Origin of the sequence: Phytohabitans maris, assembly GCF_031085175.1 — a bacterium.
GTDB classification, from domain to species: Bacteria; Actinomycetota; Actinomycetes; order Mycobacteriales; family Micromonosporaceae; genus Phytohabitans; species Phytohabitans maris.
Genome location: NZ_JAVHUY010000021.1, coordinates 143,528 through 158,684 on the forward strand (window position 1 = coordinate 143,528; position 15,157 = coordinate 158,684).

At 73.2% G+C, this 15,157-nt stretch carries 11 protein-coding genes; 6 read left to right on the forward strand and 5 right to left on the reverse strand.

The features are described from left to right. Positions 1-786 carry an SAM hydrolase/SAM-dependent halogenase family protein gene (locus tag RB614_RS22965; RefSeq protein ID WP_308714651.1) on the reverse strand — a complete coding sequence of 262 codons (786 nt, stop codon included), beginning with the start codon at positions 784-786 and terminating at the stop codon, positions 1-3. 69 nt (positions 787-855) lie between these two features. On the opposite strand from RB614_RS22965, the gene RB614_RS22970 reads away from it, so the two are divergent. Then, complete coding sequence (locus RB614_RS22970; protein ID WP_308714652.1) at positions 856-1,764, forward strand: LLM class F420-dependent oxidoreductase; 909 nt, start codon at positions 856-858, stop codon at positions 1,762-1,764. Positions 1,765-1,887: 123 nt separating this feature from the next. Here RB614_RS22970 and RB614_RS22975 read toward each other — a convergent pair whose 3' ends face one another. Continuing rightward, positions 1,888-6,540, reverse strand: a complete 4,653-nt coding sequence (locus tag RB614_RS22975; RefSeq protein ID WP_428983092.1) for an ATP-dependent helicase — start codon at positions 6,538-6,540, stop codon at positions 1,888-1,890. 2 nt (positions 6,541-6,542) lie between these two features. Here RB614_RS22975 and RB614_RS22980 point away from each other — a divergent pair, with 2 nt between their 5' ends. From RB614_RS22980 to RB614_RS23000, 5 genes are all read left to right on the forward strand, one after another. Further along, positions 6,543-6,869 carry a hypothetical protein gene (locus RB614_RS22980; RefSeq protein ID WP_308714653.1) on the forward strand — a complete coding sequence of 109 codons (327 nt, stop codon included), beginning with the start codon at positions 6,543-6,545 and terminating at the stop codon, positions 6,867-6,869. 56 nt (positions 6,870-6,925) lie between these two features. Next, positions 6,926-8,191, forward strand: coding sequence for a cation:proton antiporter (locus tag RB614_RS22985; RefSeq protein ID WP_308714654.1), 1,266 nt, complete (start codon positions 6,926-6,928; stop codon positions 8,189-8,191). After that, the gene (locus RB614_RS22990; protein WP_308714655.1) at positions 8,191-9,486 is read left to right on the forward strand and encodes a hemolysin family protein; all 1,296 of its coding nucleotides are present in this window, start codon (positions 8,191-8,193) and stop codon (positions 9,484-9,486) included. The genes RB614_RS22985 and RB614_RS22990 overlap by 1 nt, the downstream gene beginning before the upstream one ends. Before the next feature lie 121 nt (positions 9,487-9,607). Next, complete coding sequence (locus RB614_RS22995) at positions 9,608-10,900, forward strand: hemolysin family protein (protein WP_308714656.1); 1,293 nt, start codon at positions 9,608-9,610, stop codon at positions 10,898-10,900. Between the two features lie 8 nt (positions 10,901-10,908). Further along, entirely contained in the window at positions 10,909-11,865 is a 957-nt protein-coding gene (locus tag RB614_RS23000; RefSeq protein WP_308714657.1) for a sporulation protein, read from the forward strand. Positions 11,866-12,256: 391 nt separating this feature from the next. Here RB614_RS23000 and RB614_RS23005 read toward each other — a convergent pair whose 3' ends face one another. From RB614_RS23005 to RB614_RS23015, 3 genes are all read right to left on the reverse strand, one after another. Beyond that, complete coding sequence (locus RB614_RS23005; RefSeq protein ID WP_308714658.1) at positions 12,257-13,180, reverse strand: RNA polymerase sigma-70 factor; 924 nt, start codon at positions 13,178-13,180, stop codon at positions 12,257-12,259. Between the two features lie 6 nt (positions 13,181-13,186). Continuing rightward, entirely contained in the window at positions 13,187-14,131 is a 945-nt protein-coding gene (locus RB614_RS23010; RefSeq protein WP_308714659.1) for an NAD-dependent epimerase/dehydratase family protein, read from the reverse strand. Positions 14,132-14,263: 132 nt separating this feature from the next. Beyond that, a partial coding sequence (locus RB614_RS23015) for an ABC transporter substrate-binding protein (RefSeq protein WP_308711405.1) occupies positions 14,264-15,157 on the reverse strand: 894 nt, incomplete at its 5' end.

Sequence of the window (15,157 nt, forward strand, 5' to 3'; positions counted from 1 at the left end):
TCAGGCGGCGACGAGCCGTACCACGTCTCCCGGTGTCACCGAGAGCACGACGGCGGCCCGGCCACCGTTGACCGCGACCGCCGCGCGACCGGCGGAGTCCACATAGACCACCAGCCCACCCGGCGCCGCCTCGCCGAACGTGGTCCCCCGCACCGCGCGCACCCCGCCGACCCGCAGGTGCCGCCCGAGCCCGTCCAGGGCGTCGCCGCCGGCCGCGAGCTGCACGTTGCCGAACCGGTCGATGGTCAGCACCTCGGCCTCCAGCCACCCGTCGCCGACCGCGACGACCGGCTCCGGCAGGCGAAACAGCGTCGCCGGCGCGGTGGCCGGTCCGGCGTCGGCGAGGTCGGCGCCGAGCGCGAGCCGCGCGGCGACCGGCGTGAAGACGTCTCGCCCGTGGAAGGTGCGCGAGACGTCGGCCAGGAACCACTCCGGGTTGGCCAGCTCCACCAGCTCCTCGATGCCGCCGAGCGCGTCCGCCGCCCAGGGCAGCAGGCCGTTGTCCGGACCGACCAGGACGCCGCCGGGCGTGCGCGCCGCGACACCGCGCCGGGCCGTGCCCACACCCGGATCCACCACCGCCACGTGTACCGCGGGCGGCAGGTGCGGGACGGTCTGCGCCAGTACGGCCGCCCCGCGCGGCACGTCACCCGGCGCCACCCCGTGCGTGACGTCGATGACCCGTACCCGCGGGGCGAGGCGGGCGACCACCCCGTGGCAGGAGGCGACGAACCCGTCGGAGAGCCCGTAGTCCGTCGTGAGGCTGATCCAGTCGAAGCCGGCCATGCCTGAACGTTAGCGGGGTATCGCAGCACGTGTCCGTACCGCCCCAACACCCCCGATAGGGTGATCCACATGCGGTTGTGCATCTTCACCGAGCCACAAGAGGGCGCCTCCTACGACGACCTGCGAAAAGTGGCCCAGCACGCGGAGGAGTGCGGCTTCGACGGCTTCTTCCGCTCGGACCACTTCCTGTCGATGGACACCGAGGGCCTGCCCGGCCCGACCGACTCCTGGCTGACGCTGGCCGCGCTGGCCGTGCAGACCAGCCGGATCCGGCTCGGCACGCTGGTGTCGTCGGCCACGTTCCGGCTGCCCGGGCCGCTGGCGATCGCGGTGGCGCAGGCCGACCAGATGAGCGGCGGCCGGATCGAGCTCGGTCTCGGTGCGGGGTGGTTCGAGGCCGAGCACTCCGCGTACGGCATCCCGTTTCCGCCACTGGGCGAGCGCTTCGACCGCTTCGAGGAGCAGCTGGAGATCGTCACCGGCCTGTGGCGTACGCCGGTCGGCGAGCGCTTCACGTTTCACGGTGACCACTACCGGCTGACCGACTCGCCCGCGCTGCCCAAGCCGGCGCAGACGCCCGGGCCGCCGGTCATCATCGGCGGCGCCGGGCCGAAGCGGACGCCCGCGCTGGCCGCCCGGTACGCCGACGAGTTCAACGTGCCGTTCCGTACGGTCGAGGAGACCCGCGGCGCGTACCAGCGGGTGCGCGAGGCCTGCGCGGCCCAGGGCCGGGAGGTCCCGATCGTCCTCTCCGCGGCCCAGACCGTCGCCTGTGGACGTACTCCCGGCGAGGCGAAGGCGCGGGCCGAGCGGATCGGCCTGACCGGCGGCGTCTCCGGCACCCCCTCCGAGGTGATCGACCAGATCGGCAGGTACGCCGAGCTCGGCGCGACCCGCTTCTTCCTGCAGATCCTCGACCTGAGCGACCTGGACCACCTGGACCTGTTCGCCGCCGAGGTGGCCCCCCAACTGCCGTAACCCCCGCGTCCGTGATCGAAGCTCCCGTCAAGTCGCTCTAACGACGTGAAGGGAGCTTCGATCACAGCCCATCATCCCGGCGTCGAGGTCCGGTCTCGGGGCGAGCGACCGCGGGCCTCGCGGTTAGCCGCGTAGGCGGAGGCCTTTCGGGGTGGCGCGGAAACCGGCCGCGGTCAGGGCGTCGCGCAGCGGGGAGGTGAAGACCGCCTCGCCGTCGGCGCGCTCGACGGACAGGGCGCCCAGCGCTCCGGTGTGGACCGCGTCGGCGAGTGCCTTGGCGGCGGCGGCCAGCGCCTCGTCGTCGTCTACAAAGGACAGCAGGGTGCGGCCGCCGCGCTCGACGTAGAGGGTCAGCTCGCCGGCGACCAGCACCACCAGGGCGCCGGCCTTGCGGCCCGGTCGGTGGCCGGTGCCCTCCTGGGCGACCACGCGCTCGGGCCAGGGCAGCGCCGCGCCGAACGGGCTGGCCGGGTCGGTGGCGGCCAGCACCATCGCGGTGGGTGTGCGGCGGTGCTCGTCGGCCAGCGCGCGCAGCCGGTCGACCGCGCCCGGTACGGCGAACTGGGCCGCGCCCAGGCCCTCGACGAAGTAGCCGCGGCGGGCGGCGCCGCGCTCCTCCAGCGCGGCCAGCACCGGGTAGACGGCCGCGAAAGCGCCGGGCACACCCTCCGCCGCCACGGCACCCCGGGTGACCACGCCGTGCCGCTCGAGCAGGGCGTCGGCCTGCGCGGCGGCGCGCCGGGTGGGGTCGGTGTCGCGCTCGGGCAGGCGGGACCAGCGGCCGGCCACGGTGGGCGGGCCGGTGCGGGAGGGGAGCGCGACGCGGCCCGGGCGTCGGTATCGGGTGCGGGGCGCGGCCGGCCTGGCCCGGTGGGCGCCGCCACCGCCGAGCAGGGTGCGCAGCGGGGCGAGCGTGTCGTTGGTCAGCCAGCCGGCCCAGACGAGATCCCAGACCGCGGCCGAGAGGTCGGCGTCGTCGGTGGCGCCCACCCGGTCGGACAGGGCGCGGAAGAAGAGCGCCTGCCCGTCGCCGAGCGCGTCGAGCACGGCCTGGTGCAGCGGGGTGATGGCGAGCGACTCGTCCGGCGGGGGGAGCAGCAGCGGGGCCTGGTCCGCGTACGCCAAAGTGACCCAGCCGTCGCCACCGGCGATCGCGCCGGAACCGGCCCAGAGCACCTCGCCCGAGGCGCAGAGCTCGTCGAGGTATGCGGGGGAGTAGTCGGCGACCCGCCCGGGCAGCACCAGCCGCTCCAGCGCCGACGCCGGCACCGCCGCGCCCTGGAGCTGCTCGACCGCCGCGGCCACCGCCTCGACGCCGCGCGAGGAGGCGCCGACGTGCTGCCACCGGGGCAGGAACGTGGCCAGCGCCCGCGGCGGCACCGGCTCGATCTCGCGGCGCAGCGCGGCCAGCGAGCGGCGGCGCAGCATGCGCAGCACCTCGGCGTCGCACCACTCGGCCCCGGCCCCCTCGGGCGAGAACTCACCGGAGACCACCCGCCCGGTCGCGGCGAGGCGGCGCAGCGCCTGCTCGACCACAAACACCCCGAGCCCGAAGCGGGCGGCACAGGCGGCGGCGGTGAACGGGCCGTGCGTGCGGGCGTAGCGGGCGACCAGGTCGCCGAGCGGATCGGGCACCGGCTCCAGGTATGCCTGGGCGACGCCGACCGGCAGCGCCACGCCGAGCGCGTCGCGGTAACGGCCGGCGTCTTCGATCGCGATCCACCGGTCTTCGCCGGCGACGCGCACCAGCAGCGCCCGGCGCGCACGCTCCAATGAGGACAGCCAGGCGAGGTCGGCGCCGCGCGACGTGAGGTCGGAGGCGGAGAGGTCACCGAGCAGGCGCAGCAGCTCGGCAACGTCTTCGGCGTCGCGGGGACGGCGCTCGTCGGTGAGCCACCGCAACTGCCGCTCGGTCGCGGTGACCACCGCCGGCTCCAGCAGCTCGCGCAGGTCGACCCGGCCGAGCAGCTCGCCGAGCAGCGTGGAGTCGAGCGCCAGCGCGGCGGCCCGGCGCTCGGCGAGGGGCGCGTCCCCCTCGTACAGGAAGGCGCCGACGTAGCCGAAGAGCAGCGACCGGGCGAACGGCGACGGCTTGGCGCTCTCCACCTCGACCAGCCGCACCTTGCGGGCGGCCAGGTCGCGCATCAGCCCCACCAGGCCGGGCACGTCGAAGACGTCCTGGAGGCACTCGCGGGCCGCTTCGAGGGTGACCGGAAAGTCGGCGTACTCCCTGGCGACGTCGAGCAGCTGGGCCGCCTTCTGCCGCTGCTGCCACAACGGCTGGCGGCGGCGCGGGTCGCGGCGGGGCAGCAGCAGCGAACGGGCGGCGCACTCGCGGAACCGGGACGCGAACATCGCCGAGGTGCCCACCGACTCCTCGACCAGCTGGGTGACCTCGTCCGGGTCGAAGGCGACCAGCTCGGCGCCGGGCGGCTGGTCGGCGGTGTCGGGCAGCCGCACCACGATGCCGTCGTCGGAGGGCATGACCTGGGCGTCCACGCCGTACCGCTCGGTGAGGCGGCGGGCCACGGCGAGCGCCCACGGGCCGTTGACCTTCGCACCGAGGACACAGTGGACGGCCAGCCGCCAGTCGCCCAGCTCGTCGCGGAAGCGCTCGACCACCACGGTGCGGTCGTCGGGGAGCGCGCGGGTCGCCTCGCGCTGCTCGCGCAGGTAGGCCATCAGGTTGCCGGCGGCCCAGTCGTCGAGCCCGCCCGCGCGCAGCGCCGCCGTCGCGGTCTCGTCGTCCTGCCGCACCAGCGCGCGCAGCCGGGCGCCGATCGCCCGCCCCAGCTCGACCGGGCGGCCGGGCTGGTCCCCCTTCCAGAACGGCATCCGCGCGGCCGCACCGGGCGCGGGCGAGACGAGCACCCGGTCGGGCGTGATGTCTTCGATCCGCCAGGAAGTGGAGCCGAGCAGGAAGACGTCACCCACGCGCGACTCGTAGACCATCTCCTCGTCGAGCTCGCCGACCCGGGCGGCCCGCTCGGCCCCGGCCAGGAACACGCCGAAAAGGCCGCGGTCGGGGATCGTGCCGCCGCTGGTCACGGCGAGCCGCTGGGCGCCGGGGCGGCCGGTGAGCAGGTCGGCCGCGCGGTCCCAGACCAGGCGGGGGCGGAGCTCGGCGAACGCGGTCGACGGGTAGCGCCCGGAGAGCATGTCGAGCACCGCGTGCAGCGCCGAGTCGGGCAGCTCGGCGAAGGGCGCGGCCCGGCGGACCAGCGTGGCGAGGTCGGCCAGCGGCCACGCGTCGAGCGCCACCATCGCGACGATCTGCTGGGCGAGCACGTCGAGCGGGTTGCGCGGGTAGCGCAGCTCCTCGATCGCCCCCTCGCCCATCCGCTCCGCGACCACGGCGCAGGAGAGCAGGTCGCCGCGGTGCTTGGGGAAGACCACGCCGCGGGAGACCGCGCCCACCTGGTGGCCGGCCCGGCCGATGCGCTGGAGGCCGGCGGCCACGCTGGGCGGGGCCTCGATCTGCACGACGAGGTCGACCGAGCCCATGTCGATGCCGAGCTCCAGGCTGGAGGTGGCGACCACGGCGGGCAGCTGGCCGGACTTGAGCGACTCTTCGATGTGCTTGCGCTCGGAGCGAGAGACGCTGCCGTGGTGGGCGCGGGCGATCACCGGCGGCGCCCCGGAGGCCGCGCCGGACTGCGCCATGATCGCCGCCGGCATCGACCGCGGCTCCCGGCCGCCGCCCGCCCCGCCCTGTGGCGGCCCATAGGACGCCGCCGAGCCAGCCGCCGCCGGGCCGGGCGCCGGGAAGAAAGCCTCGGCGGCCAGCTCGTTGAGGCGGGCGCAGAGCCGCTCGGCGGAACGCCGCGAGTTGGTGAAGACGATCGTCGACCGGTGCTGCCCGATCAGGCCGAAGACCCGCTCCTCGACGGCCGGCCAGATCGACGCCCGGCGCGAACCCTCCTCCGGCTCGCCCACCTCGTCGAGCTGGGTCATGTCTTCGACCGGCACCTGCACGCTGACCTCGATGGTCTTGGCGGTGCGCGGCTGCACCACCTCGACGGGGCGGGACCCGCCGAGGAAGCGGGCCGTCTCCTCGATCGGCCGCACGGTGGCGGAGAGGCCGATCCGCTGCGCCGGCCGGGGGAGCATCGCGTCGAGCCGCTCCAGCGAGAGCGCGAGGTGGGCACCGCGCTTGGTCGCCGCGACCGCGTGCACCTCGTCGACGATCACCGTCTCGACGCCGGCCAGCGACTCCCGGGCGGCGGACGTGAGCAGCAGGAACAGCGACTCCGGCGTGGTGATCAAGATGTCGGGCGGGGTGCGCTGGAACGCCCGCCGCTCGTCGGCGGGCGTGTCGCCGGTGCGCATGCCGACCGTGATGTCGGGCTGCGGGATGCCGAGGCGGGCGGCGGCGTGGCGGATGCCGGCGAGGGGAGCCCGCAGGTTGCGCTCGACGTCGACCGCGAGCGCCTTGAGCGGGCTCACGTAGAGGACCCGGCAGCGCCGCTTGGGATCGCCCGGGACCGGCTCGCGGGCCAGCCGGTCGAGCGACCAGAGGAACGCGGCGAGCGTCTTGCCCGAGCCGGTGGGCGCGACGACCAGCGCGTGGTGGCCGTCACCGACGGCCCGCCAGGCGCCGGCCTGCGCGGGGGTCGGCGCCGCGAACGCGGCACCGAACCACTCCCGCGTCGCCTGCCCGAAGCGCTCCAGCACATCCACCACGAACCCATACTGCCCCGCGGGTGTGACATGCACGCAACGTAACGAGCGTGCTGGCCGGGTAGACTTACCGCTCGGCGACGGGCGGGAGATCATTCATGCGGGGTACGGCGGCGGTCGGCCGCGTGCTCGCCGCTGCCCTGCTCGCCGTCCTGGCCCTCACCTCGGTGCACGGGTCGTCGTCCATGGCCGCCCCGGCCGGCGCCATCGCGCACGGTCCCGCCTCGATCGGCGCCGCGGTCGTGCACGCCGCCCCGGCGATGGCAACTCAGGACCACCGGCTGGACCTCACACCCGTACCCGGGAATGCTCTTCTGCCTCATGCGGAGCGTGCGCCGGCGGCGGTGGCCGACCCCGGCGTCACGCCGCCCGTCGACGGCGCGTCGGCGCCGCATCCCTCGCGGGCACCACCCCGCCTCCACTGATCCTCGCCCGCATCGAGATCGACGCGCCGTGACCCGGCGCGAGTGGAGGCACACCTATGCACATCGGCGATGCACTCGTAGCCCTGGGCGGGGCGTTCCTGGCGGCGGCCGTGCTGGCCCGCCTCGGCGCCAAGATCGGCCTGCCCACGATTCCCCTGTTCATGCTCGCGGGCGTCGTCTTCGGCCCGCACACGCCCGGTATCGAGCTCGTGGAGGACCCCGGCGACCTGGCCCTGATCGCCGCCCTGGGCCTGGTCTTCCTCCTCTTCTACCTCGGCCTGGAGTTTCACACCGACGACCTGGTGGCGGGCGGGCGGCGGATGCTCGCCGCCGGCCTCGGCTACCTGGTCCTCAACATCGGCGGCGGGCTCGCGCTCGGCTTCGCCTTCGGGTGGGGTACGCGCGAGGCGCTGGTGATCGCCGGCGTGGTCGGCATCTCGTCCTCGGCGATCGTCACCAAGCTGCTGGTCGAGACCGGCCGGCTGCGCAACCCCGAGTCGCGGCTGATCCTCGGCGTGATCGTGATCGAGGACGTCTTCCTCGCGCTCTACCTGGCCATCCTCCAGCCGGTGCTGGGCAACGCCAGCGGGCCGGCCGAGGTGGCGACCGACCTGGCCAAGGCGTTCGGGTTTCTGATCGTGCTCGCCGCGCTGGCCCGGTGGGGCGCCCGCGCGGCCGGGCGGCTGCTGCGCGTCTTCAACGACGAGCTGCTGGTCGTCTTCTTCGTCGGGCTGGCCGTGCTCTCCGCCGGCGTGGCCGAGGAGCTGGGCGTCTCGGACGCGATCGGCGCGTTCATGATCGGCCTGGTGCTCGGCGGGTCGACCGCCGCCGAACGCGTGCGGTCGCTGGTGCGCCCGCTCCGCGACGGCTTCGCCGCGATCTTCTTCTTCACCTTCGGCCTCACCATCGACCCCGGCGACATCGGGCCGGTGCTGCTGCCGATCGCGGTGGCGGTGGCGCTCACCGTCGTACTCAACATCGCCGCCGGGCTGCTCGCCGCGCGACTGCACGGGTACGGCCGGCAGGAGGCCGCCAACATCGGGCTGACCGTGCTCACCCGCGGGGAGTTCTCGTTGATCCTGGGTTCGCTGGCGATCGCGGCGGGGCTGGACGGGCGGATCGCGCCCTTCGTCGCCGGGTACGTGCTCGTGCTCGCCGTGATCGGTCCGCTGGCCGTGATCAGGTCGGAGAAGCTGGTCACTCCCAGGAAACGCTCAGGCAGCTCCGATAAGATGCCGGCCATGATCGTGGCACCTGCCCCGGAGGGCAGTAGTACCGAGCCGGGTGACACCCGGCGCACGACCTCTTCCGAGAGCCGCTGATGCTCATCGCGATCGGCCTCCTTCTCATCCTGTCCCTCACCGCCCTGACGGGGTACTTCGTCGCGCAGGAGTTCGGCTACGTCGCCGTCGACCGGGGCAAGCTGCGCCGCCTCGCCGACGAGGGCGACCAGGCCGCGGCGCGGGCGCTGGCCGTCACCGGGCGGCTCTCGTTCATGCTCTCCGGTGCCCAGCTCGGCATCACCGTGACCGTGCTGCTCGTCGGGTACGTGGCCGAGCCCTTCGTGGGTGAAGGGCTCGCCGACCTGCTCGGCACGGCCGGCGTCTCCCGAGCGGTGAGCCTGCCGGTGTCGGTGATCCTGGTGTTGCTGCTGTCCACCGTCATCCAGATGGTGCTCGGCGAGCTGGCCCCGAAAAACCTCGCCATCGCCCGGGCGGTGCCGCTCGCCCGGGCGCTGAGCCGGTCGACGCTGATCTACCTGGCGGTGTTCGCGCCGGTGATCCGCCTCTTCGACATGGCGGCTGCGCGGCTGCTGCGCCGGGTCGGCGTCGAGCCGATCGAGGAGCTGCCCTCCGGCGCCACCGCCGAGGACCTGGAGCAGATCATCGCGGAGTCGCGTGCCGAGGGGCACCTCGACGCGCAGATCTCCATGCTGCTCGACCGGGGCCTCGACTTTCGCCGCCTCACCGCCGGCGAGGTGATGGTGCCCCGCGTCGACGTGCACACCGTGCGCGCCGACGAGCCGGTTCGCCGCGTGGTCGACCTGCTGGAGACCGGACACTCGCGCTTCCCCGTGCAGAGCGGTGACGGGGTCGACGACGTGACCGGCGTGGTGAGCATCGCGGACGTGATGGAGGTGCCGCCGGCCGAGCGCGCCACGACCCCGGTGCGCGTAGTGGCGGTACCCCCGCTGATGGTGCCCGGTTCGCTCCCGCTGCCCGCGGTGCTCGACCGGCTGCGCTCCGGGCACCGGCAGATGGCCTGCGTGGTCGACGAGTACGGCGGCTTCGCCGGCGTGATCACGCTGGAAGACATCGCCGAGGAGCTGGTCGGCCCGATCCGCGACGAAGACGACCACCCGGAGCCCGCGCCGCGCCGCCAGCCGGACGGCTCGTGGCTGGTCCCGGCCCGCTGGCGGATCGATGAGGTGGCCGACGCGACCGGCGTGGAGCTGCCCGAAGCCCCCGAGTACGACACGGTCTCCGGCTTGGTGATGCGCGAGCTGGGCCGGGTGCCGTCGGTCGGCGACCGGGTCGAGCTCGGCGACGCGGTGCTGTCGGTGGAGTCGGTCGACCGCCGCGTGCCCGAGTCGGTGCGCCTGGAGGTGCGGCCGTGAGCGAGCGAGTTGGCGCGGCGGCGTCTGGACGGAGGCGGCCCGCCGACGGAGTCGGGGTTTCGGGACGGCGGAGGAAGACGTCGCCTTTGGCGCCGCATGAGCGAGCGAACCCGGAGGCGCTGTGAGTACGTCCTGGGCACTTGTGCTATCGCTGATCCTGCTGGCGCTCAACGGCTTCTTCGTGGCGGCGGAGTTCGCGCTGGTCGGCAGCAAGCGGTACCGCCTCGAGCAGGCCGCCGCCGGTGGCAGCCGTGCCGCCCGCGCCGCCCTCGAAGGCACCCGCGAGCTCTCCGTCATGCTCGCCGGCGCGCAGCTCGGCATCACGCTCGCCACCCTCGGCCTGGGCGCGCTCGCCGAGCCGGCGATCGAGCACCTGCTCGGCCCGGCCCTGCACGCGGTCGGGCTGCCGGACGCCGCCAGTCACGTGATCGGGTTCGTGGTGGCGCTGCTGCTGGTCGGCTTCCTGCACCTGGTGGTCGGCGAGATGGCGCCCAAGTCGTGGGCGATCACCGATCCGGAGCGCTCGGCGCTGCTGCTGGCGCTGCCGTTCCGGGCGTTCGCGCGGCTGACCCGGCCGGCGCTTGTCCTCTTCAACGGCCTCGCCAACGGCGTGCTGCGACTGGTCAAAGTGGAGCCCCAGGACCAGCTCGCCCAGGTGCACGGCCCGGAGGAGCTGCGCATCCTGCTGGAGCAGTCACGCGAGCACGGCACGCTCGCCGCCGACCAGGAGCAGCTGCTGACCAGCATGCTCCAGCTCCAGCGCACCACGGTCGCGGCGGTGATGCAGCCGCTGGACGAGCTGGTCACCGTGCCCCCAGGCGCGACCGCCGAGCGGATCGAAGCGATCTCCCGCGGTTGCGGCCGGTCTCGCCTCGCGGTGGCGGCTGGCGTTCCCGGTGGTCCTGGTGCTCCCGTTGCTGGCGCTCCCGGTCCTGGCGTTCCCGCTTCCGGCGTTCCCGCTTCCGACGCGAGCGGGCCTGGCGCGAGCGGGCCGGGCACGAGCGGTCCTGGCGCGAACGGTCCTGGCGCGAGCGGGGCGGGCGTGAGCGGTCCTGGCGCGAGCGGGGCGAGCGGGGTGAGTGGGGCGGACGCGAGCGGGGCGGCATCGGCGAGTGGGAACGCGCCGGGTGAGGAGCTGGTCGGTCTTGTCCATGTGCGGGACGCTGTAAGGGCGACCACTTTCGGGCGCCCGGCCACCGCGGCCGAACTCATGACGGAGCCGTTCACGCTCCCGGCCGCGGCCACGGTCACCGAGGCGGTCGCGGCGATGCGCGCCGAGCGCGCCCAGCTCGCCCTCGTGCGTGAGGGCGACCGCACGGTCGGCTTCGTCGCACTGGAAGACCTGCTGGAAGAGGTCATCGGCGAGTTCGACGACGAGACGGATGCCGTGCCGCAGGGCCGGCGGATGCGATAGGAGCATCGATGGTATTCAAGAAGTTGTTGGGTGCCTTCGGCGTCGGCGGGCCGTCCGTCGACACCGTGCTGGCAAACTCCAACACCCGGCCGGGCCTGACCCTCGACGGTCAGATCCACATCCTGGGCGGTGACCACGACGTCAAGATCGACCAGGTCGCGCTCGGGCTGGTCACCCGCGTGGAGGTGGAGAGCGGCGACGCCAACTATGACTCCACAGTGGAGTTCCACCGCATCGCGGTCGCGGGCGCCTTCCCGCTCGGCAAGGGCGAGCGCAAGGAGATCCCGTTCCGCTTCCCGGTGCCGTGGGAGGCCCCGGTCACCGACGTGTACGGCCAGCGCCTGCGCGGCATGACCATGGGCCTGCGCACCGAGCTGGCCGTGGCCCGCGCGGTCGACAAGGGCGACCTCGACCCGGTGCAGGTGCACCCGCTGCCCGCGCAGGAGCGCATCCTCGACGCGTTCAACCGGCTGGGCTTCCGCTTCAAGGGCGCCGACCTGGAGCGCGGCCGCATCTACGGCGTCAACCAGCAGCTGCCGTTCTACCAGGAGATCGAGTTCTTCCCGCCGCCCCAGTACGCCGGCGGCATCAACGAGGTCGAGCTCACCTTCGTCGCCGACCCGCAGGGCGTCGAGGTGATCCTGGAGTTCGACAAGCGCGGCGGCTTCCTGAGCAGCGGCCACGACGCGTACGGCCGGTTTCGCGTCGACCACGCCACTGTGGACCAGACCGACTGGGCCACCGTAGTGGACGGCTGGGTCCGCTCCGCCAGCGACCGGTACTCCAACCTCCGTGCCTCGCACGGCTTCCACGGCGGCGGCCACCACGGCCACGGCCGCGGCGGCCTGGGCGCGGGCGCGGTCATCGCCGGCGCGGGTGCCGGCATCCTCGGCGGCATGGTGCTGGGCGAGGCGATGGAAGAGGTCTTCGAGGGCGGCGACGACTTCGGCGACTTCGGCGAGTGACGCCAGCCTGACCTGAAAGGGCCTCGCTTCGGCGGGGCCCTTCGCGGGTGCCTCGATCGGCCGCGCGGTCCGGAGAGGATCCGGCCCGAAAGATGTGAGCTACCGCGATGTCCGCTGTGGTCCAGACCGTTGCGCGGGGCCCCCGGGGAAACGTGGAGCGCAGCGGAGCCTCACCCTCCGCGGTCCACAACCCGTCGTGTCGCGGAATCAGATCGTGGTACTTATGTGCCCCCTGAGGGGCACTGGAATACCACGATCTCCGGCTGGAGCCGGGCTTGCCCCGCGGAGCCGGCAGCGGAGGGCCGGGGTTTCGACGAGCGCAAGCGAGGAGCCGGCCGGGAGGGGTGCCTGCGGGAAGGCGCCCCAATCCGCCTGAAGATCTACGGCGCGCTCAGGCGTTGTTGATGGGTCGGCGGCCGGACCGCAGCAACGCGCGGGCGTCGCCGACCGGGCCGAGGTGCCGCAGCTTGTCGGGGTTGGCGACGGAGTGGATCGCCTGGATCTGGCCGCCGGCGATGTCGAGCGCGATGACCCCGACCAGCCCGTCCCGCGGGTCGAGTGCCAGCGCGCCGGGCTGGCCGTTGACCTCGGTGACCCGCAGGCGGACTCCCAGGCGGGCCAGCGCGGATATCCCGGCCGACATGGTCCGCACCACCCGCTCCCGGCCGTCGACCGGCTGGGCGAGCGCCGGGACCTTGCCGCCGCCGTCGGCGTGCAGCGCCACGTCCTGCGCCAGCAACGCCTCGAGCGCTCGCAGGTCACCGCGCTCGGCGGCGGCGAAGAAGCGCTGGGCCAGTTCCTCCCGCTGATGGCGCGAGGTGGGGTAGCGCGGCCGGCGCTCGCGGACGTGCCGGCGGGCCCGCGAGACCAGGTGCCGCGCACTGTCCACATCGGTACCGAGGATCTCGGCGACCTCGCCGTACGGGTACTCGAACACCTCGCGGAGCAGAAACGCGGCCCGCTGCGCCGGCGTCAGGCTCTCCAGCAGCACCAGGAACGCCAGCGACAGCGAGTCCGCGGTCTCGACCCGTTCGGCCGGGGTCGGGTCGGTGACCAGCGGCTCTGGCAGCCACTCACCGACGTACCGCTCCCGCCGGACGCGCGCCGAGCGGAGCTGGTCGATGGCGAGCCGGGTGACCAGCGTGGCGACGTACGCCCGCGGGGAGGCGATCCGCTCGTCGCGCCGCAGGGTCTGGTGCATCCGCAGGAACGCCTCCTGCACCACGTCCTCGGCTTCGCTGACGCTGCCGAGCATCCGGTACGCGATGGAGAACGCCCGCGGTCGCAGCTCGCCGTACAGCTCCGGGGTGGACATGCCGGCTCAGCTCAGTCCCTCGGCGAAACCCGTACGCCAGCTCGGGTATCGCGGCGTCCAGCCCAGCTCGCGCTTGATCTTCTCGCTGGAGATCCCGCGGGCCCGGGTCATCATGTCGACCGCGGCCCCGCCGGCCAGCAGGCGGACGGGCCAGGCCGGGATCCGGCGCGGCGGCTTGGCGCCGAGCGCCGCGGCCAGGACCGGCAGCCACACGTGTACCGGTGCCGGGTCGTCGTCGGCGACGTGGTAGATCCCGGGCTTGCCGCGCTCGATGACCGCGACCGTCGCCGACGCCGCGTCGGTGATGTGCACCAGCGGCCACACGCCGGTGCCGCCGCCGACGATGGGAAACCGGCGCTTGCGGATCAGCCCGGCCATGACGGCGTCCGGCGCGGTCTCGATGCCGGTCCCCGGGCCATAGAAGCCACCGTAGCGAAGCGCGATCCCGTCGGCCCAGGTTATGCCGGTGACCGCCTCCTCCAGGTGACGCAGTGCGGCCACCGCCTCCTTTGCGTCCGCGGGCGGGTTCGGCTCGATCCGGTCGTCTTCGTCGGCGAGCGACCCGGGGGCGCGCTCCATCCAGGAGCTGTTGCTCTGCGCCACGAACCTGCGTACGCCGACCGCGCGGCCGGCCGCCAGCAGGTGGTCGGTGCCTTCGGTGCGCAGCCGGTTGGTCGCGGCCGCCATCCGCTTGACGTTGCGAAAGTCCGGCGGTCCGCCCAGCGCGGTGAGCTGATGGACGATCACCTCCGGCTCGGCCTTGGCCACCACGTCGGCCACCGAGTCGGGGTCGAGCGCGTCGACGACCACCGGTTCCGCGCCGAGCGCCCGCAGCGCCCCGGTCTTGGCGGCCGAGCGGGTCGTGCCGACCACCTCGTGGCCGCGCGCCACGAGCTGGGAAACGAGTGGTCCGCCGATCGCGCCGGACGCGCCGGCGATGAAGATTCTCATGACGTCTCCGTTTCGTTGGGCTCACCAACACAGACGAGACGCCTCCGGGACACATGACCGGCGGTAACCCAGCTCACAGGCGCGGCAGGGCCGCCCCACCCTCGGGTCGGTGGGGCGGCCACAGGGATTGCGTCAGTACTGCCGTTCGGGGAGGACGGCTTTGGCTTGTTCCTGGGTGAAGGTGGTCTCTTTGGTGATCACGCGGGGTTCGACGGTTTCGCCGGCGTGGACTTTTTGGACGAGGTCCATCAGTTGTGGGCCGAGTAGGGGTGAGCATTCGACGATGAAGTTGATTTTGCCGTCGGCGAGGGCTTGCATGCCGTCGTGGACGGCGTCGACGGTGATGATTTTGATGTCGGTGCCGGGCTTCTTGCCGGCGCCTTCGATGGCTTCGATGGCGCCCAGGCCCATGTCGTCGTTGTGGGCGTAGAGCACGTCGATGTCGGGGTTGGCCTTGAGGAAGGCTTCCATGACTTCTTTGCCTTTGGCGCGGGTGAACTCGCCGGTCTGGGAGGCGATGATCTTGAATTTGGGGTCGGTGGCGATGACGTCGCCGAAGCCTTTTTTGCGGTCGTTGGCGGGGGCGGAGCCGGTGGTGCCTTGGAGTTCGACGATGTTTACCGGGTCGGTGGTGGTGGTGTACTGGTTGACGAGCCAGTCGCCGGCTTTTTTGCCTTCTTCGACGAAGTCGGAGCCGATGAAGGTCTTGTAGAGGGTGGTGTCGGTGGAGTCGACGGCGCGGTCGGTGAGGATGACGGGGATGCCGGCGTCTTTGGCTTCTTTGAGGACGGTGTCCCAGCCGGACTCGACGACGGGGGAGAAGGCGATGATGTCGACCTTCTGTTGGATGAACGAGCGGATGGCTTTGATCTGGTTTTCCTGTTTTTGTTGGGCGTCGGAGAACTTGAGGTCGATCCCGGCTTGTTTGGCGGAGTCCTGGATTGATTTGGTGTTCGCGGTGCGCCAGCCGCTTTCGGCGCCGACCTGGGAGAACCCGAGGGTGATCTTCCCGTCGTCGGTGCCGCC

Bases quoted from the DNA above. Each gene is read 5' to 3' on its own strand.
- RB614_RS22970 (WP_308714652.1), top strand. From the start codon at position 856: ATGCGGTTGTGCATCTTCACCGAGCCACAAGAGGGCGCCTCCTACGAC.
- RB614_RS22985 (WP_308714654.1), top strand. From the start codon at position 6,926: ATGCACATCGGCGATGCACTCGTAGCCCTGGGCGGGGCGTTCCTGGCG.
- RB614_RS23005 (WP_308714658.1), bottom strand. From the start codon at position 13,180: ATGTCCACCCCGGAGCTGTACGGCGAGCTGCGACCGCGGGCGTTCTCC.
- RB614_RS22965 (WP_308714651.1), bottom strand. From the start codon at position 786: ATGGCCGGCTTCGACTGGATCAGCCTCACGACGGACTACGGGCTCTCC.
- RB614_RS22990 (WP_308714655.1), top strand. From the start codon at position 8,191: ATGCTCATCGCGATCGGCCTCCTTCTCATCCTGTCCCTCACCGCCCTG.
- RB614_RS22975 (WP_428983092.1), bottom strand. From the start codon at position 6,540: ATGATCTCCCGCCCGTCGCCGAGCGGTAAGTCTACCCGGCCAGCACGC.
- RB614_RS23000 (WP_308714657.1), top strand. From the start codon at position 10,909: ATGGTATTCAAGAAGTTGTTGGGTGCCTTCGGCGTCGGCGGGCCGTCC.
- RB614_RS22980 (WP_308714653.1), top strand. From the start codon at position 6,543: ATGCGGGGTACGGCGGCGGTCGGCCGCGTGCTCGCCGCTGCCCTGCTC.
- RB614_RS23010 (WP_308714659.1), bottom strand. From the start codon at position 14,131: ATGAGAATCTTCATCGCCGGCGCGTCCGGCGCGATCGGCGGACCACTC.